Genomic DNA, 19,798 nt, shown 5'->3' with positions numbered 1-19,798 from the left:
AAAGAAGTTAAACAAGCTTAAATCGATTAACAACCTCTTGTAATTCTTTTGAAATCTCGTTCATATTATTGATGGACTCTGCAACCTTTTGTAGTTCCGCTTGTTGGTCAATAGCAGATGCACTTACCTGTTCTGCAGATGCAGCAGTCTCCTCAGAAATAGCAGAAATACTTTGGATTGCCATTATCGCTTGATTTTTATGCTCTAACATATGAGAAAGTTTAGTCATTAACTCACTAATTGACGTTGCAATAGAATTAGAAAGCTCACTATTGTCTTTAAACGCAACCTCAGTGCTTTGTACTGACTCATTTTGAGCTTGTATTAAGCCCGCGTTTGAGGCAATGACAGCTACCGTTTGCTGAGAATTTTCAAGAATGCTATCTACCGTTTGCTTAATAACATCTGTTTCATTTCTGGATTGCTCTGCTAGCTTTCGTACCTCCTCAGCGACAACTGCAAAACCTTTACCATGTTCACCAGCACGTGCAGCTTCTATGCTTGCATTTAAGGCTAATAAATTTGTTTGCTCGGTAATACCTTGAATAGACGCTATAATCTGATTGATATTGGCAATATTAGACGCCAATGACTCCATTTGCTGCTGAATACGTCCATTCATTGCATTCGTTTCTGAGTTACGTTCACGTAAGCTTTCGACTTCTTTCATTCCTTCGTCTGTAGTTGTTTTCGTTTTATTCGATAGCTCGTCCATTTCATTTGAAAGCGTTGTAATAGCATCAATTTGATCGGATAAATCAATCATTCGATAATTGGTTTCTTCTGTATCCTCAGATTGCTTGGATGCTCCCTGCGCAATTTCATTAATAGCTACAGAGACCTCTTGACTTGAAGCAACTATTTCATTAAACGCCTCATGAACATAATTTGATGATTGATTGAGTGATGTCGTAGCATTCAGCACGGTTTGAATGGCGCTATTCGTTTGATCTAACATATTATTATAAGCTAATGCAACAGCACCAATCTCATCAGGCTTAATATATTTCTCATCCACTTTTTGAGTTAAATCTCCATTTGCCGCCGTTTCAATAGAAGTGCGTAAAAACTTTAATGGCCTCAGTAATTTATAGATAAACAATGCACTAGCAACTGCCATTAAAACAATTATAATAATTGACGCTATGATGGTAAAAGTAAGCACATGATTATAGGTTTCTAATATTTTGGATTTTGGTAGCACTAATTGTACAGTCCATGTTTCATCAATCCCATCTAAATTCATCGGAGCAAAAACGTTAAATGAATTTTCCTTGAGCTCTTCGGAATCCAAATACATACTTTTTAGCTCGCCACTATCCATTGTTTGTTTAATGCTTGTCCAGTCCAATTTATCCTGCATATTTAATCCTTTTAATGACTCACCAAAGCTATTTGCAGTTAAAACTCCATTATTAGTAATAATAGCTGCATAGCCACCATCTGGCTTTACAGACTCTGTCAATCCCTTTAAATAGTCAATAGCTATATCAGCCGTCAATGTGCCAAAAAACGATCCCGAAGCATCGACTAACGGAACAGCAATCGTTGTCATTAGTACTGTTTGTCCGTTGATATTATATTCGTATGGTTCCGTTAGAACGGATCTTCCTTCTTCTTTTGGTATCCAATACCACTCGGAAATACTCTTGTCGTCGATGCTTTCAAGAGAAGTCGTTGTTATTCCATTTCCATCCTTATTTAAATAAGGTATAAAGCGATTTTTTGAATCTACTAAAGTAGCATTTATTGTTGGCTCTATATTTGTGGAGTTCTGTTCAAAAACAGCTCCTACACCAAGTAAATCTTCATTATTAACTAAGTTAGTTTCCATCATATCTATTATGTCTTCTGCAGAAAGCTTACCTTTTTTCTCCATACCCTCAACTATACGTTTCGTCGTCAGTAAAGTCGTGTTTGCTTTTTGAAAGCGTTCACTCATCTTTGCTGCCGAATATTCAGCAGTTTCCAGTGTTGCACTTTCTGCATCATCAACGCTTTGACTCTTTAAAATAACACTTACAATAACCGTATATGTAATAAATAACACTAAAAATAGCCCTATAATTAAAGCAGATAGCTTTAAAGCGATACTCCTAGACTTCCCCATCACAACACCCCACTTTTATACATAATGATAATGGATGGAAGGTCGTATAACAATAAGATATTTAGCGAATCAAGTAGAATTTTGATGATTTATAGAGAATTCTACTGTTTGCAAATCCAAAAATTTAAATCGCATAAAAAAGGATCAATTATCCATTTATTATTGGTTGTTTAGTAAAACATACCCTTTATATACTAAAATATTGAAATATATGATATATTATCTACTAAATACTACGATTGGAGTGATTAACTTGAAAAATAAAGCGTTATCGACTTTTATGGCAACAGCTATTACAGCAACCTTAGTTTTGCCAGTAGCATCTGCAAACGCCGCTTCAAATGATCAATCTTTAAACCACTCAATTCAAATTGGTGGGCAGGTAGCCGCAGCCACAGCTAAGGGGCAAACTGTTACCATTAACAACATCACTAAAGATAAAGTACTTACATCCAATGGCCAATTTAAAATTAGTCAGTCGCTGAAGCCTCTCTTAAATACATCAAATAGCACTGCATTGGCAAATGCTGAAGCTACTATTATCGTAAAGAACGGTGAAATTACAAGTATTACCGCACTAACTCTATCTAAAGCTGGTACAAACAAAAAAGAGGTATATTTTGACGGCGGTGGCGAACAAATTGATGGAAGCCTAACTGTAAATGCGGATTATGTAAAAATTCAAAATGTAACTATTAAAGATGAGCTTATCGTAACTAATCGTGTCAAGAAGGCAATTACGATTGATACCGTTACTATCGGGGATACGATTACGTTTAAACCTTTAGTGACGAGAAACATTAAATGGTTAAATGTTTCCCTAAAAGATATCAAATCTCCAAATATTAACATGGAGCGTACTAAAGTAAATGTGACTTCTGACAAAAACATTTCTAAGGTTGATGTAGTAGGTAAAGTTGCAGCATTTGAGGTTAATGCCAATGTTGATAAGCTTACAATCGATGTTGAAAAAGATTTTAGCCTTTACGGAGAAGGTAAAATTGATCAAGTGATCGTTAAGCACGGGGCAAAGGTGACATTAGATTCAGGGCATCTAATTAACAAGGTGCAGGTGGATGATAATAAAGCCTCTGTAACCTTACCAGTGGTGAATAAAACGGAGCTAAGTAAATTAGTGGCTACACCTCCGTACGTTGCAGTATCTGTTAATGGATATGACGTTTTAACAACTGAAAAATGGACGACGCAAGCTGAACGTACAGCATTCGAATCTGCCGTAAGCAGCGCAAAAGTAGTAGCTAATAATTCCAACGCCTCTCAGGAACAAGTAAACAATGCTATTACACAGTACAGAAATGCATTAGCCGTTTATCAAGTTGCACAAAAAAGTGGCACAAAATATGGTTATGGTGATAAGGCTTCACTTCAAACACTTATCAATTCTGTTCAGTATGTAACCGTTTCTTCGGATGGCTACAACGTTCCATATAACACGCCTTGGACAACTCAATCTGAGAAAAATGCTTTATCTTCGGCGGTTTCATCTGCTCAAACAGTTGTGAATAATTACTATTCTACGCAAAATGATTTTACGAATGCTACGAATAATTTAAACAATGCGATCCAGACTTACAAGAACGCTTATAAATATGGTGTTAATGGAAATTACGTTGATAAATCTCAACTAACGAACCTTATCAATTCTGTTCAGTATGTAAAAGTTTCTTGGGATGGTTCTGACGTTCCAAACAATACGCCTTGGACAACTCAATCTGAGTATAATGCTATGTCTTCGGCGGTTTCATCTGCTCAAACAGTTGTGAACAATTACTACTCAACTCAAAATGATATTGCCAATGCTACGAATAATTTAAACAATGCTATTTGGACTTACAAGAATGCTCAGAAATATGGGACGAATGGGTATAATGTGGATAAATCTCAACTTCGGTCACTTATCGATTCCGCTCGATCTGAATATGTAGAAGTTTCTGAAAATGGGGCTGGATTGCCAAATTATATTTATTGGACTACACAAGCTGAAAGAAACGCTTTAGATTCCGCGGTTTCAAACGCTGAAAATATTTATTATAATAGCAATTCAACTCAGTATGATATTTCTTATGCCATCGATAATTTAAATAAAGCTATCTCAACCTATAAAAGTAACAAAAAAAATGGTAGAAGCTAAAAGTTATAGCTCAAAATATTAATGAAAAGGACTCGGCACATGCCAAGTCCTTTTCATTTCATATAAAATTACATCTAGCCCAAAACATCCACCTGCGAAATCTCACTCATTTTTCTCCAGCTTTTATACCATTCTTCAATTTCCTCACTAGGCTCCACTGCTAATTGCTCCTGTAGCATTTTCGTTAACAGCCAATAATGCTCTTCAACTGCAGCAGCGTTGTTCAGTAAATCATAGAGCTTCATCAAGGTGAAATAGCTATCTTCCTCATCGGGAGAAAATGATTGAACTTTTTCTTGCACCTTTCTGCTGCTACCAAACAAGGGTCCCTTATGACAAGTCATTCGCGTGTTAAAAAGAAAGCAAGCGCCGGCCTCGTTAATACCGAACAACGCCTAAAGCAATTATTTGGCGTAGGATTAACAGTCGAAAGTGATTGGAAAGGTACGACCATCTCTTTCTCAATTCCTAAATAAGAGTAGGATCATCTCTATCGGTTTGAGGGTTCTATCCGTTCTACTATTTTTAAAAAACAGGCTAGAAATATCCCTAGAGCCTGTGGTTTCTTTTATATAAGCAATATTGCCTCTGTATAGCTTTTAAAATCACCTAAATGATTCTCAATAATTGCTTGAAGTATATTTATATCAATAGCTTGATAATCGTGCACAGCAATATTTCGGAACCCGACCATATTTATTAATGTTTTTGCTAATGCATGGTCAATAATGTCTTTTTCCTCAAGTAACTTGAATGCTTCTCTACTCGTTTTAGGTAAGCCAAGCTTTAAATCACTAACAATATGCATGGCCAAATCAATACTAGCTTCACACGCACGTTGAACATTCAGAATGATACTATCCTGCTTCGTAATGTCTTCTAAATTCTCTGGATAACCACCATACACCTCGTTAACACGGTTCACACAGCGTTCAATTGTAGCAATCTTATTTAGAACAACATCATTATTCACCATAGACACTACCCCTCTCTTCAATTGCCTTCAGAATTCCCGCGCGTTGTTCATTTAACGTCACATACATTGATAGAGCCTTCATTCGTTCTTTAACAAAAGTGTTTTCATTTTGGCAATCAATGACCATACCACTTGAATAAATTTGTGCTGCAAACACTGTATCAACCGTCTTCATATCAACTAAATCAACATCAATATTACAAGCCTGTGCAATTTCTCCAGCTAATAGAAAACGTTCATAACCCGAGAGTGGTTTATCTGCAAAATACGCAATATCTAAATCACTATCTTCACGTATTAAACCTTTCGCATAAGAACCAAAAACAATAACAAAGGCTGGATTAACAGCTGAGGCAAGCTTTTCAACAACTACCTTCTGCCAGTTTTGTTGCAAATTAAACACCCCCGCTCTTCTTAGCATCATTATAACAAACTCTCCCCTTAGTATGAGGGTTCTAACCGTCTGTTTCTATCCGGCAGTTTTACAGTTCTATCCGTCGCTATTAAAAAAGCGACCTCTTACCTTTCATATTCCCATAAGTACATAAGACACAAAATATTTTAAAAAAACGCACAACCTATCTACCTATTCACTTAAAATATACATAAAAAAATCCTGGTCTATGATAAAATTGGTTTATCAACATAAATTAGGATATTACCGAGACAATCAAAGGTTTTATCTAGGATAAAAAATCCTACGTTTTACCCATAACACTTATCAAAAACCAATTAGGAGGTTTCCCGTATTATGAAAAACAAACGAAAATTAGCCTTACTCGCCCTAGTTGCGGCCCCTTCACTGATCTATACTGCACCTACGTCAGCATCGGCTGCTGATATTACAGGGAAGGTAAAAACTGCTTACATATATGATAATACTTATTACTACAACGCTAATGTTGCGAATGTTGTTCGACTTATTTCCAACATTAATGATACAACCGCTTCATTCCAAACAACTTTAGAGACAGCCAGCAAAGCATACGATGCGTTAACCGTAACGGAACAAGAGTACGTCACGAATTATTCAACGCTGTCAAATTATAAACAGACAAAAGTAGCGTATCGTAAGCTTGCTGATCAAATTGAAGAGAAATTAGCTTCGGTAGAATCAACTTCCGTCAATTACTATCAAAATGTTATGGAAACGAGAGATTGGTACAATACGTTAAATGCAGCACAGAAAACATTTGTGAGTGCTGCATCACAAAGGATACTGACATCCTATATCGCACCAAACACATCTATCGATAAAGTGGTTAATAAAATTCGATTGTTAAACTCTTCTCGCATTACCTTCCATCAAGATGTAGCTGATGCTAGAGCAGAGCTTAATGCATTACGCAAATTTACAAACGCTTCTTTACCTGTTGGTGTAGAGCAGCTTTTATTAGATGCTGAACAGCTTGTTGTGAAAGATAAGGAAGCAGCTAAGGAAGTGGAAAACGCCATTGCAGATTTATCACCTAAAACGTCTACTGCCCAAGATGTACAGGCAGTGAAAACAGCCTTCGAGGCTTTAACGCCTGTGCAACAACAGCTTGTCCCTAATGTCTGGACTTTAGTGGACTTTGTAAATGGGAAATATAAGCTACCGACTAAAGGGAACGGGACAAAAACGCCAATTTTATCGGATACGGCAGCCGTACCTGGTAAAATTACAGCTATGACTAGAAACAAAAATACCTATACAGCAAAAATAAACGTTGCTGACTCAGAAATTAGTACAGAGCGCTTCGTTTTAACAACAAAATCTAATATGACTGTTATTATTCCACCGCTAGGAACTCTTCTTAATGAGGATACTGGTGTTATGGAAATTCAAATTACACGAAATTTGAATCGTATCACTTTCAAAGCAACATTAAATAAAAAACCAGTTGAATTTGAGGCAGATATGGAAATCATTATCGATAATTTATCACCAAATGCCTCCATCGTTCGTACGTTTGATCTTGGCGATCAAGAGCCTGCTGATTACATAGTAGAAGGAAACCGTCATTTCATTCAAACAACTACATCTGGTTCATTCCAAATTGTTAGATAGTAATCCACTAATAATTTTCAGTAAAAAAAAAGCATAACCCTCTGCCAATTTTATTATTTGCGGAGGGTTATGCTTTTTTCTGCTCCGCTATCGCTTCTTCAAAGCAAAAGCACTTCTTTCAAAAAATCAATGGGCACCTGTAACGAAATCCTACTTACTCTAATACATCATAAAGAGACCTTTTTATATCATTCCATCAACAACTTCGCTCTTCTTGATATGCCAAATTACCCCTTTTTTTCAACATTTCTTGGTCCAACAACTGATTAAGCAATACGCTGTCGTTCCCTTCATCAGAACGCTCTTTTATCGCGTTCTTTCAAAAAAAACCTGAAAACTATTGACAATTGTCATAAAACAGGGATAATCATTAATAAAGTTTCCTTAGAGAAACAATATGAAGTTCGGGAAATATTATTATAGAAAGGAATAAAAAATGCACATGGAAAAGACGTCATTAAAACCACTTTCTGAATGCTCATTTGGAGATTGCTTTTTAATAAAAGAAATAAATATTAAGGGTCCGTTAAGAAGAAGATTATTAGATTTAGGCTTTGTGAAAGAAGCAGAAATCTCTGTTCTTCGTAAAAGTCCTTTAGGAGACCCTGTTGCTTATCGCGTAAGCAATACGACGATTGCATTACGTAATGATGAAAGCTCTATGATTTTGGGCGAAATTGTTAGGGGGAATACAAAGTGAGAGTAAATAGAATAGCTTTAGCAGGTAACCCAAATACCGGTAAAAGCACATTATTTAATACATTAACAGGATTGAAGCAGCATACTGGGAACTGGCCAGGGAAAACGGTTGTTCATGCAGAAGGATCTTTTGAACACAAAGGAGAGCAATATGTACTAGTGGATTTACCCGGGACCTATTCGCTATTTTCCAATTCAGCAGATGAAGAAGTTGCAAGAGACCATATTGTTTTTGATCAACCGGATGCAACGATTGTTGTGCTTGATGCAACATCATTAGAGAGAAATTTAAATCTTGCGCTCCAAGTTTTAGAAATGACGAATAACGTCATCATTTGTATCAATTTAATTGATGAAGCTGAGAAGAAAGGTATTCGAATTGATGACCGGAAATTAGCTCGTGAACTAGGAGTCCCAGTCGTAAAAATATCGGCAAGAAATAAAAAAGGTATTAATCGTTTGTTGGATACTTTAAGTCAATTGGTGAACGGGACGATTGTTACAACTCCGTATCGCATGAAATATTCGAAAGAAATAGAAGAAGCCATAACAAAGATAGAATCGAAATTAGAAGGTTATTTTGATGAAAAATATCCATCGAGATGGGTTGCCCTGCGCTTACTTGATGGTGATGAGGAAATGATCTTAAAACTGCAAAATCATAAGAATAATAAACAGCACGAGGTGAGAACGAATGGAGTCCCAGTCAGTGTTAAATCATAATTCACTTAAGGGTATTTTAGCTGAAGTGAACGAGGTTTCGAATGAGGATATTCGAGATGAAATCGTTAGTGATATTTATACTAAAAGCAAATCTTTATGTAAAAAAGTAGTATCGCAGCAGCCTGCAATGTACAGATCTGATAAATTAGATGAAATTTTCACATCCCGCATTTGGGGATTCCCTATTATGCTTATCTTGCTCGGGACTGTCTTTTACATTACTATTGCTGGCGCGAACGTACCATCTGATATGTTAGCAAACTTATTTGGCTATCTAGAGGGTAAGCTAACAATTCTTTTTGAAGCAATGCACGCACCAGAATGGCTACACGGTATTTTAATTCTTGGGCTATTTAGAGGTACTGGTTGGGTTATTAGTGTTATGCTACCGCCAATGGCTATATTCTTCCCTATGTTCGCTCTATTAGAAAACTACGGTTATCTACCACGAGTAGCATTTAATATGGACCGTTTATTTAAACGAGCAGGTGGACACGGGAAGCAGTCATTAACAATGGCAATGGGCTTTGGCTGTAATGCTGCTGCTATTCTGTCTACGAGAATTATAGAATCCCCTCGTGAACGAATGTTAGCCATTTTAACAAACAATTTTGTTCCTTGTAACGGGAGATGGCCAACCCTTATTTTATTAGCATCCTTATTTATGGTAACTGGTTTTTCAGGTGCAACAAGTACACTTGTAACATCAGCCATTTTAATAGGATTTGTCATGTTGGGCGTCGTTGTAACATTATCTGTTTCATGGGTTCTTTCTAAAACAGCTTTAAAGGGTGTACCAACCCATTACACTTTAGAGCTTCCACCGTTCAGAAAACCAAAGTTCTGGGATACAATTTTAAGAGCAAGTATTGATAAAGCATGGAATGTATTAAAAAGAGCAGTAATCGTTGCAGCGCCTGCCTCTATTTTGACTTGGGTATTCGCCAATATTTACGTTGGTGATACGAGTATTCTAATGCATTTTGTAAACTTTTTAGAGCCGTTTGGTCACGCTCTTGGTATGGATGGCTTTATTATGGCTGCGTTTCTTCTTGGGCTGCCAGCCAATGAAATTGTGATCCCTATCCTAATTATGGCGTATTTATCACAAGGAGCTATGCTAGAAATTGAGGATTTATCGAGGCTAAAACAAGTGTTTATCGACCAAGGCTGGACTTGGCTAACAGCATTAAATATGATGTTATTCTCACTTCTACACTTCCCTTGCGGAACGACTTTAGTCAATATTTATAAAGAAACAAAAAGTGCAAAGTGGACATTTATGTCATTTTTAATTCCAACTGTTATTGCCATTGGTGTAACATGGCTAACGGCGACAATTGCTCGCGCGTTTGGTTGGGTGTGATGATGGAGGGGATGGTCTTAAACCAGACACCCCTTATTTAGTATCACATACGTATTTACACCACATAAAGGCTTAATCGTTCATGAAGCGATAGAGCAAGAAACAATTAACGGAAAGGAACTTTAGTTATTCCTTTGTTATTTCCCATAATAAACACCTTAAATTGACTCACTCAATTTAAGGTGTTTTTAACTACAATCGATTAAGACCCCTTAATATTTCCCTAGGATTAATTCCAAATCTCTCCTTAAAAATCTCCGCAAAATAGCTAGGATTAGAATATCCCACTGCATTCGCAATATCAGTTACATTCATAGTTCCCTCTTGTAGTAAAAGAAATGCTTTCTCTAGCCTTTTTTCTCGTAAATATCCAAACACAGTTGTTCCGAACATCTCTTTAAATCCCTTTTTTAATTTGTAATCATTTAAACCAATTAAACGCGATAACTCAATTAGTGTTGGAGGATTGGACATATGCTCCATAATAATTGATTGGGCTTGCTGTATTTTTGTTCTATCACTTTTTGAAAACATAACAGGACTAAGAGAATTATCAAATAGATGAGATCGGAATGTCATAGATAAAAGCTGCAATGCTCGGCATTCTAACTCTAAATTGGTCATTTTCTTACTTGCTATAGCATCTAACATTTGCCGAACAATAATTAGGGAAGATGCGTTAATTCTCTCTTGAAATAGTCTATATCGTTTTCCATCAAGAATTTTAGAGAAATTTAGGGATTCCTCACTAGTTTTACTAATTTCACTCATAAAATGATTGAAAGTTGAAACCGGAATACCAATCCCAACCATTTGATAGGATTGATTTTTATGAAACATAAAATTTGCCCCTACTTGCTCTATAAATTGAAGCGAGCATGTTCCTGAAGAAATTTCATATTCTGAACCTGAGATGTAAACACCTCTATTACCTTGTAAACAGAAACTAAGTTCAACCATAGGCTGCTTTGTTACTACTTGCATTTGGTGCTCTCGATAAAATGAGTAATCAGATATAACCACTTCTAAATCTGGCCGAGGAATAAAACGATGTATAGCTCCTTCCTGCACATTTGGTTGGAATACAAACGGACATTCTTGTACCTTTGACATTTCCAATGCATGAAAAAATTCACTAAAGTTCTCATGGAAATTAGTATTCAACATGTTCGTCACCATCCTCCGTTTTTAATCGAGAACTATTATCAATTATAACCAAAGTGTAGCAAACGAACAGCGATTAAGCTATTCTTCTTTCGTAGTAAGTACCATTGACAGTAGTAAACATAAAAAGAAAATAGTAGCTCCAAAACCATAAGCAGTAGCGTATCCCCCAGCATATTCTATAAGCCAACCTGCGAGTCCAGGCCCAATCATTTGGCCGATAGCGTAAAAGATAGAAATAAAGCCGATCGCTGACGCCACATATTTTGCCGATACCCCTTGACTCGCCTTCATTTGAATGAGCACAAGGACACCTCCAAGAGACGAGCCCCATATAATAGCAGACATGATAAATCCAACTACATTAGGAAATAGCATTGGAAAAACATCTCCAACAATTGATAAAAGCAACGCTGCCATTAATGCTTTTTTTACGCCTATCTTATCCGCTAGCATTCCCCATAATGGCGCACCACCAATTGAAACGATTCCTGCAACAGCATAAATGAAGCCCGCCACTGCATTCGAAATCCCAATGTCCTTCATATAGCTTGTTTGATATAAATTCGGAATAAGATAAACAAGTCCAACGGCAAAATAAATTCCAGCTATGAGGTACAACTCTTTACTTCTCCAGGCTTTAGTTTTTTCTTGTGCAGTCCCCTTTTCTGCCGAGTGTGGTGTCTTTATCACAAAAAATGCTACTAATACGACTATAATTGTGATTACCTCAAATACTAACCACACTCCTCGCCAGCCAAGCTTAGGAAAATGCTGAAGCATAAAGGGCACGATTAATCCAGACAATAACATCCCTACTCCCGCACCACTCATTAGTAACCCCATCACCGTCCCTCTTTTCTTTGGGAATGAGCTAACTGCTATTGATAGTAGTGGTGTATAGACAAGAGCACTACCAGCACCAGCTAAAAATAAAGCTATAGCAGCCCACCAAAAGTTCGGGATAAATATAAGACCTCCTAAACCTGCAATAACTAAGCCTCCGCCTACCAACAGCACGTTTTTCGCCCCAATACGCATCGTCAGCATCCCAGACAGACCTACTGTAAGTAAATAACCTAAAAAGAGCATCGTACCTAATAAACCTGACTGTGATGTAGTTAATGACAGCCCTTCCTGCATAAAAGGTAATATAATTCCGTAAGCCATACGAGCAAATCCCGTAGTTGTAACGATTAATAGCATCCCAGTCATAACAAATGCCCAAAAATTTTTCATTTTTATTCCCCTTTCATCAATTAATGCCTATTACTCTTAAAATAAAGAAACTATTCAATATGTTGATCTAAGATCCCCTTTTCATTTTTTGTTAATTTTTCTCTTTAGAAATATAGTTATCTTAATTTTTTTAGTCCTACTTCTCTACCAATAGACGGATAATAATGCCGTTTAACGGATTTTATTTTCTTTTAAACATGAAAAGAGACATCTCAATAGATTTTGAGACGTCTCTTTTGGGCACTATGTATTCTTCCAACTTCTTATTGAAAAACAGAAAGCTGAGCAAGCACTACAAAATTATAACTCATAAATATCTCCTCTATGTCTGGCATCATTGCGAAAACCCCACAATGCCAATCTTCTTATAACACATCAAAAGTCGGTGTGATTATGCTTACGAAGAGTTTAGCAATGAATGAGCAAAGCATTATACAAAAGTGAATACAATTACTCCAAGATACAAGAAAACAGAGCTGTCAAAGCCATATTTGAACAAGGTGGAGACATGATCGATACTTGGATGAACATCCCCCATGGGGACCTGGGAAACCGAATAAGCTATGTTGTAAATCGTTATTCCTATCTCAGAGGCATGTTTACTGTGGAGATGGATACACTCTTTGTAGTTGTCGATTTAGGTTATAGGAGAAATTTAGAGGGCATCGATTCTTTGATAAAGGCGTTTCTATTCCCCTTTTCTAATGATATATTGAAAACATTGTTTGGCTTATTAGTTATATAATTATATTTTTTATAGAATTAATAAACCCAGTAAAACATTATGGAAAAATGCTTTACTGGGCTTTATTCTATACCATGAACTACGAGGAATTTTAGCACAATAGCTAAAATACTATTCTAAAATCTCTATCATATACGATTTTATTAATTACCCCTTTTAATTTCAGAATACGGCAATGAACCATTAACAGACATTACGATATTTCCATACTTGTCTACAGTTAACAGATAGGCTCTTTGTTTCTCCATAAAGATAGCATTAGTACCTGTAGCTTTTAGTTGTAATCTGAAACTTGCCTGTGATTGATTTTGTTGTTCAGGAGTTGTCGGTAATAATTTCTTACCAGCTTGAGTGATACCTTGCGACCACTTTCCTGTTTCGATACTGTTAATAATATCTTCTTTTGTGAGTACCTGAGAAGCTGAGTTAGTAATAGCATAATAATATGTTTGTTCCCAAGATAGTTCTGTATTGATTTCAATACTAACTTCCATAGTTGGGGATGTTTTGATATCACTACCACCTAAAGTTCCTGTTAAATATGCTTCAATAATTTTATTATTAGCATCAGAACTTGGATATTTGTACTCTGCTCTTTCTTTACTGAATGTCCATCCACCTTTATCTGTAGCTGTAGCATTTACAGTAATGTCGAAGCTTTGTTTTACTTCATTAGCAAACTTGATAATTAGCTTACGAGATTCCCAATCCTTCTTACCTGTAGTATCTTCCCACTCCCATGGATAGGATGGCGAAATAGCAGTATTTGTACCTGGTTCTACTAATTTAAAATCAGAATCTTTTAGATCAATAGCCTCTGAAAATGTTACTTCAAATGTTTTACCATCCAGACGTTTAAAGATTGGATCTTCTACCTTTGGTGGTGTGCCATCTGAGAAGAATTTGTATGCCATAACACCTGTTCCATTTCCACTAGGAGTCAGGGTTATTGGTTTATTTTGTTTTTCATCAAATGTGTAAACTTTTGATTCTGTACCCACCTGTAACATTGTCGCGTTATTATAGCGATCCTTTACTGCAACATAAAGCTCGTAATCTTGATGTTCTGATAAAGAAAGGTTAATTTCATTTGTATCTTTCCGCATATTGCTAGCAGTTCCTTTAGCGATAACCTCTTCTGCACTAGTTGGAACTGGAATAGTTGTATCATCAGCTTTCCTAAGGACATAGTAATAGGTTCCATCTTCGTCTGACATAAATTTAAATGTAGCTTTCTTGTCACCCTCAGCTATTTTTATTGATGTATTTTCAATTTTCGGTGGTGTTTGATCATCAATAACATGTTTTGCTTGAATATCAGAAACATTTCCTGAACGATCTCGTAACACCATATAAATCGAATAGCTTTTAAATGGATCTAATGGTGGTGTTGTATTTGGAAGCGGAACTGTAACCTTTTGTTTTCCTAATTGAGCTGGTTTATTACCACCACTACCGATAATAGCTACATCCTCTGTGCCAACTTTAAATGTTTTCGAATTCAATTGAACAGCTTCAATTAAACGTAGACGATCATCACGTGTTAGCTTTAAGTCTGACTCCATAATCAAATAATGATACGTACCTGCTTTAGTTGCATTGAATTCAATAAGCGTCTGATCTTTTGCAGCATTAATCGCAGGTTCTCCTATAATTGTTAAGTAAGGCCATTCACCATCTTTATGAATATATTCAGCCGTATTTCTAGGAACACTATTAGGCGGAATATTATTAATATTTTCGAATCCATTATCAGCTAAGTCTTTAACATTTGGAGAAATAGTTACAACTAAGTTATCGCCATTTACAAATCCTGTTAATGAAGGGATTGTGAATATTAATCTTTTTTGTGATTTATTATAGACGACTTTTTCTGGACGAATTGGTTTTTGCAAGCCTTGATTGACAATCCCTGTACCTGTAAGTTCATAGTTCTCTACTTTTTCAGCAGATACAGGATCTAATTCCTCACTCACTGTTACATAAAACTCATTTTTTACTTCATCAAGTAAAAACAGTTCACCACCTACAATATATGGTGGGATATTATCAAGTGCACCTGTCTTAAAGCCTTTCGAAGCAGCTGGGTCTATCGAATAATTACCCGAATCATCCTTCATCACTACATAAAGTTCATATTCTGTTTCAGCCTCTAAGCCTGTTAGAATTTCAGTAATTCCAAGTTTCCCTGCAACTGCCTTACCCTTACCTGTTGGTTTAGCAACAATATCTGCAGTTGTTGGAGCAGCTGCAGTCGTCTTTTTACGTACGTAGTAGTAATAGTCTCCTGGTTCACTCGCTGTAAATGTAAACTCTGCACGTGTTCCACCATGTAAAGGTGTTACTGTTAAAGATTTAACAACTGGTGGTGTTCCATCTTTCATTTGGAATGATTGTGATTTAATATCCGAAACATTGTTCGCTCCGTCAACGACCATCACATAAACGACATATTCTTTTTTCTCACCTAATTTAGTGATTTTAAAGGTGTTTTTACCATTCACTGCTGCGCCTGTTCCACTTGCCACATTGTCAGTAGAAATACGATTTACCATTTCCTTTTTCGTTGGTGCATCGGCGCCTTTTTCACGGACGATATAGTAGTAAGTTCCAACTTTATCTGAAGTGAAATCTACCTGTACCTCACTACCACTTAAAACTGATACATTCGTAATGTCGATTAAAGGTTTTGTTTTATCAGCTGGTTTTTGGTTTTCAAGATCATCTTTATCGACTGGTTTACCGTCTGGATCTGTAATTGTACCAATATTGTCTTTATCCTCTAGGAAGTCGTCGAAAATATTATTCGGTCCCTCGCCCTTCGGTATAATCACTTTGTCAACATACGTGTAATCTCCAAGATCAACCCAACCGTATACATTATCAACATACAGAGTACCTACGCGGCCGTCTATATACAATTCTAAATCTGTATAGCTATTGTAGTTAATCCAATCGATGTTGCCATCTCCGTAAATTGTTAGCTTCGTTTCTGTATCAAGGTTTAGTGTGCCGATATTCCCTTGAATCTCAAATTCACGAACATTCCCAATGATGTCTACACGTGGTAGCTTCATATTCGTTTCGATTTTTGTACCGCTTTGAGAGACAACTAGGCGTGATACAGTGCTGTTATAAAATTCAATATGTTTTTCAACATTTTTCATCGTCACTTTATCTTTAGACCAGTTCTCAAATGGCTTGTTTTTATCAGGATTCTTGTCGGGATTCTGATCTGTCCAATTCTGAAGATCTGTTGTCGGACCTTTATTGGACGAGCCTTCATCATTTGGATTATCTGGATTAGACCAGTCGATAAATGCAGTATTGGTGCTTGCTACACGGCCAAGTGATAATGGCTTATAGTTGGAAACGCCTAATTGTAAAGGTGGACGTACCGTTTCGTTGACAAGCATTGTGCCAGTCAGTGTAACATTGGAAAATTCAATATAGTTCCCATTGACAACGATTGTCGCACCAAAGGACCCATGATTGCCATCAAACTCTAGAAATCTTGAGCTTGTCCCACTTGCATTCAATGTTAACTTTGAGACAGAGCGGATAGTTTTGCCTGAAAGATCCCCTTCAATAAGTGCACCTTTTAATACTGGGGCATTATCTTCGTTAAAAATATGCGAGAGACTTTCCGGTACTGAGTAAGGCTCACCATTTATGTAGACATTATCGTCTTCAACACCTGTAATTTTGAAAGATGTGGCATTGCCCTTTTTCTCTTGTGAACGCACAATAAAGGATGCAATTTGTCCACGTGTTACCGCATTAAATGGTGAGAAAGTGACAGGTGTTGTTCCTTCTGTAATCTTTAAATCTACTAAAGTTTGAATATAGATAGCGTTGCTTGTTTGGCTAGTTACATCTTTGAAACTATGGTTGTAATTAGATGCTACCTCAAATTTAAAGCCAAGCACTAAAATTTTCGCCAATTGCCCACGTGTCATCACTTCATTAGGCATAAATGTTCCGTTTGAATACCCTGCCATGATTCCTGCATTTTGTAATGCAGCTATATACTTGTAGTATTCACTACTTTTTGGGACATCTTTAAAATATGGGTCTTGCACATTTTTTAAATCCAAGTCTAAAACAGTTGCCAGCATTTTTGCTGCCTGACCACGTGTTACATTTTGATTTGGTCGAAAGGTTTTATCTGCATACCCACTAATTGCACCTTGAGAGTATAATTTTAAAATATTATCGTAATGGCTTGAATATTGGTTAATATCCGTAAATGGTGACGTAGCTGCAGCTGCATTTTGTGGTGGTACTACAACAGCAATCCCACTAGTAGCAAAAACAGTTGCTATAAGTGCTTTGTTCACTTTTTGGACTTTTGTTTTATCCATCCCACTCTTCCTTTCATCTATGTATTTGATACGTTCAAAATATCATTTTCATCATACCCTTTATATCGACAGGTAGGTAGTGAACCTTCATAGATAATTCTAAAATACTGGAAGAAAATCGTTAGCAAAAATCGGCAACAAACATTAAAAAGCCAAGGAGCATCGGTGCTCACTTGGCTTTAACGATATATAGGCATACATCTAGTCGTACTTGTGATGTTATAAGGGAAAGGGGGATAACCTTGCATCTTGTCAAGTCGAATCAAGAGATGTGTCCCGAGTTTACGTATCATTTGAACATGGTATACAAGTCATATGGGGATGACTTAAAAGTAGCTTGCCCAAATGATCGTAGCATTAATCATGTACCCCAAGAATTAGAAATGTATGCTTATTCCAAAACATTTTTATTTATTTTCTTGCTCTGCTACCATGACTTGATTACGTCCAGCTTGTTTAGCAAGATACAGTGCACCATCCGCTACCTCAATTAACTTTTCCGTCGTGTCGGCCATTTGTGGATATACTGCAACGCCTGCAGATAAAGTAACTGGGCGATCACATGGACTTATAGTATGTGCCAACATATCGCGCAGTTGCTCGGCCACCTGTGCCGCTTCCTCAGCTGTAGTAGTTGGCAATAACATCACAAATTCCTCACCACCGTAGCGACAGCAAACATCTCCCTCACGAGCGACTGTTTTCATATTGCGTGCTAAAAATTGTAACACCTTATCACCTACTGCATGACCATACGTATCATTCACACTTTTAAAATGATCTAAGTCCAGCAAAATGAGGGCATGTGGCAAATCGTTCTTAAGCCACTCAGCTAGCATCGCATCCATTGTGCGGCGATTAGTAACACCTGTTAACGGATCTGTTGTAGATTGGTCTTTAAAATAGGACACCTGACCCTGTAAAAATGTTAAACTCCGAATGAGAGCACTTTTTAGATAGTGTGCTTCAAAATACCAACTACGTACAGATTTTAAGCCTTCTACATTTTTCGATTCCATACTCTCCTCTGTTAAAGTAGCTAATTGCTGTAAAGGATTGGCAATACGTGCTGCCGCCCAAAGGACAATTAAAATTGAAATTAACATAAGCGGAATAGATTTTATAGCTACCTCCTGTACCCTATCAAATGAAGGAGCTAATGCTACCTTTAACGGTCGTTGAGCAACTACTCCCCAGCCTGTTAAAGGTACGGTACTATAACCAGCAAGCATGTCTACTCCTTTAGTATTTAATACTTGCTGAGCCCCGCTTTTTCCAGAAACTACTGCTTGCACAACTTCATTATCAATAGCACTATCATTAACGCGACTTGGGTCCTGATGATAGATAACGCGCCCATCCGAATCAACTACGTACACATATGAACCATCATGATAATAATGCTCTCCAAGTAATTCATTAAAAACATTTCGTTCCTTTAAATAAATTGTCCCTGCTACCATTCCTAAATACTCATTTGTCTCTGAAAATATAGGATACGATATAAAAATAAGGAGCCGCCCTGTAATTCCCTTATAAGGCTTTGAGACAAGAGGTTTCTTTTTAGATAAAGCCTCTTTCGCTCCAATGGATGTTAATACTTTCCCTTGTACCTCCTCAGATGGTGGTGAAATAGATAATACAAGACCTTCTGCATTTGTAATAAGAACAGAGTTAAACATATTATTTTGCTTCTTCAAACGCTCAGTTTCCTGAATCAATGCATTATTATCATGCATTTTCGTCTTTATCGTACTGGCGCTGTACCCTAAAGTCTGAAAAGATTCTTCAAGATAAGAACTTGCGGTTGTTGCTAATTTTTGTGAATATACTCGATTCGTTTCAAGTGTATTCTCTTTAATCGAGTCAACATTCATTCGGTAACCGCTCCAAATACTACCAATGCCCGTTAAGAAAAAAGCAGCCATGGCAACACCCATGATTAAATACTTTAACTTTATCTGTTTTGATTTCATTTTCTGTCTTTTACCCCTAGTTTATAATTTCCTCTATGGTTCTATTAAAGCACAAAAAAATTCCTTATTAAGAAAATATCTTATATTGAGAAAAAAGAATTTGTAAAAATAATTCCCTCATATAACAAAAATAAAATAGTAGACTCACCATAAAAATTCGAAATGAAAATTTACCTAGTATATAAGTTGATTGGAGTGGAGGCTGGGCGACTCCTTGGGGATCAGCGATAGGGG

General features: G+C 36.7%; 16 protein-coding genes. 8 read left to right on the top strand and 8 right to left on the bottom strand.

Annotation, left to right across the window (positions count from 1 at the left end; translation table 11 throughout):
• Positions 1-7 precede the first annotated feature (7 nt).
• Positions 8-2,110, bottom strand: coding sequence for a methyl-accepting chemotaxis protein (locus ACIQLB_RS18185; protein ID WP_400728811.1), 2,103 nt, complete (start codon positions 2,108-2,110; stop codon positions 8-10).
• A gap of 253 nt (positions 2,111-2,363) precedes the next feature.
• On the opposite strand from ACIQLB_RS18185, the gene ACIQLB_RS18180 reads away from it, so the two are divergent.
• Positions 2,364-4,262: an S-layer protein gene (locus ACIQLB_RS18180; RefSeq protein ID WP_400728808.1), complete on the top strand. Its 1,899-nt coding sequence runs from the start codon at positions 2,364-2,366 to the stop codon at positions 4,260-4,262.
• A 74-nt stretch (positions 4,263-4,336) separates the two neighbouring features.
• Here ACIQLB_RS18180 and ACIQLB_RS18175 read toward each other — a convergent pair whose 3' ends face one another.
• A complete protein-coding gene (locus ACIQLB_RS18175) occupies positions 4,337-4,564 on the bottom strand; it encodes a bacterial transcriptional activator domain-containing protein (RefSeq protein ID WP_400728805.1) in 228 nt (75 codons plus the stop codon).
• Between the two features lie 30 nt (positions 4,565-4,594).
• On the opposite strand from ACIQLB_RS18175, the gene ACIQLB_RS18170 reads away from it, so the two are divergent.
• The gene (locus ACIQLB_RS18170; protein WP_400728802.1) at positions 4,595-4,738 is read left to right on the top strand and encodes a hypothetical protein; all 144 of its coding nucleotides are present in this window, start codon (positions 4,595-4,597) and stop codon (positions 4,736-4,738) included.
• Between the two features lie 92 nt (positions 4,739-4,830).
• Here ACIQLB_RS18170 and hepT read toward each other — a convergent pair whose 3' ends face one another.
• Together hepT and mntA are read right to left on the bottom strand one after the other, a co-directional pair.
• Positions 4,831-5,235: a type VII toxin-antitoxin system HepT family RNase toxin gene (hepT, locus tag ACIQLB_RS18165; protein WP_400728851.1), complete on the bottom strand. Its 405-nt coding sequence runs from the start codon at positions 5,233-5,235 to the stop codon at positions 4,831-4,833.
• A complete protein-coding gene (gene mntA, locus ACIQLB_RS18160; RefSeq protein ID WP_400728800.1) occupies positions 5,228-5,662 on the bottom strand; it encodes a type VII toxin-antitoxin system MntA family adenylyltransferase antitoxin in 435 nt (144 codons plus the stop codon). The genes hepT and mntA overlap by 8 nt, the downstream gene beginning before the upstream one ends.
• A 327-nt stretch (positions 5,663-5,989) precedes the next feature.
• Here mntA and ACIQLB_RS18155 point away from each other — a divergent pair, with 327 nt between their 5' ends.
• From ACIQLB_RS18155 to ACIQLB_RS18140, 4 genes are all read left to right on the top strand, one after another.
• A complete protein-coding gene (locus ACIQLB_RS18155) occupies positions 5,990-7,288 on the top strand; it encodes a hypothetical protein (protein ID WP_400728796.1) in 1,299 nt (432 codons plus the stop codon).
• A 442-nt stretch (positions 7,289-7,730) separates the two neighbouring features.
• The gene (locus ACIQLB_RS18150; protein WP_400728793.1) at positions 7,731-7,988 is read left to right on the top strand and encodes a FeoA family protein; all 258 of its coding nucleotides are present in this window, start codon (positions 7,731-7,733) and stop codon (positions 7,986-7,988) included.
• A complete protein-coding gene (locus ACIQLB_RS18145) occupies positions 7,985-8,710 on the top strand; it encodes a FeoB small GTPase domain-containing protein (RefSeq protein WP_400728791.1) in 726 nt (241 codons plus the stop codon). Before ACIQLB_RS18150 ends, ACIQLB_RS18145 begins: the two co-directional genes overlap by 4 nt.
• Positions 8,682-10,076, top strand: a complete 1,395-nt coding sequence (locus ACIQLB_RS18140) for a nucleoside recognition domain-containing protein (protein ID WP_400728788.1) — start codon at positions 8,682-8,684, stop codon at positions 10,074-10,076. Before ACIQLB_RS18145 ends, ACIQLB_RS18140 begins: the two co-directional genes overlap by 29 nt.
• Positions 10,077-10,268: 192 nt before the next feature.
• Here the strand turns inward: ACIQLB_RS18140 and ACIQLB_RS18135 are convergent, their stop codons facing one another.
• Together ACIQLB_RS18135 and ACIQLB_RS18130 are read right to left on the bottom strand one after the other, a co-directional pair.
• Positions 10,269-11,243: an AraC family transcriptional regulator gene (locus ACIQLB_RS18135; RefSeq protein ID WP_400728785.1), complete on the bottom strand. Its 975-nt coding sequence runs from the start codon at positions 11,241-11,243 to the stop codon at positions 10,269-10,271.
• A 78-nt stretch (positions 11,244-11,321) separates the two neighbouring features.
• Positions 11,322-12,485, bottom strand: a complete 1,164-nt coding sequence (locus ACIQLB_RS18130) for an MFS transporter (RefSeq protein ID WP_400728848.1) — start codon at positions 12,483-12,485, stop codon at positions 11,322-11,324.
• A gap of 318 nt (positions 12,486-12,803) precedes the next feature.
• On the opposite strand from ACIQLB_RS18130, the gene ACIQLB_RS18125 reads away from it, so the two are divergent.
• Both ACIQLB_RS18125 and ACIQLB_RS18120 read left to right on the top strand, forming a co-directional pair.
• Positions 12,804-12,923, top strand: coding sequence for a hypothetical protein (locus ACIQLB_RS18125; protein WP_400728782.1), 120 nt, complete (start codon positions 12,804-12,806; stop codon positions 12,921-12,923).
• Positions 12,898-13,224 (top strand): hypothetical protein, encoded by a 327-nt coding sequence (locus tag ACIQLB_RS18120; protein WP_400728779.1) that lies wholly within the window; start codon positions 12,898-12,900, stop codon positions 13,222-13,224. Before ACIQLB_RS18125 ends, ACIQLB_RS18120 begins: the two co-directional genes overlap by 26 nt.
• 143 nt (positions 13,225-13,367) lie before the next feature.
• On the opposite strand, the gene ACIQLB_RS18115 is transcribed toward ACIQLB_RS18120, so the two are convergent.
• Both ACIQLB_RS18115 and ACIQLB_RS18110 read right to left on the bottom strand, forming a co-directional pair.
• A complete protein-coding gene (locus tag ACIQLB_RS18115) occupies positions 13,368-17,588 on the bottom strand; it encodes an S-layer homology domain-containing protein (RefSeq protein WP_400728777.1) in 4,221 nt (1,406 codons plus the stop codon).
• Between the two features lie 407 nt (positions 17,589-17,995).
• Positions 17,996-19,564 carry a sensor domain-containing diguanylate cyclase gene (locus ACIQLB_RS18110; protein ID WP_400728774.1) on the bottom strand — a complete coding sequence of 523 codons (1,569 nt, stop codon included), beginning with the start codon at positions 19,562-19,564 and terminating at the stop codon, positions 17,996-17,998.
• Positions 19,565-19,798 lie beyond the last annotated feature (234 nt).

This window comes from Lysinibacillus sp. NPDC092081 (assembly GCF_044755845.1).
In the GTDB taxonomy this organism is placed as follows: domain Bacteria; phylum Bacillota; class Bacilli; order Bacillales_A; family Planococcaceae; genus Lysinibacillus.
This window is presented reverse-complemented; position numbering and strand designations above follow the sequence as displayed.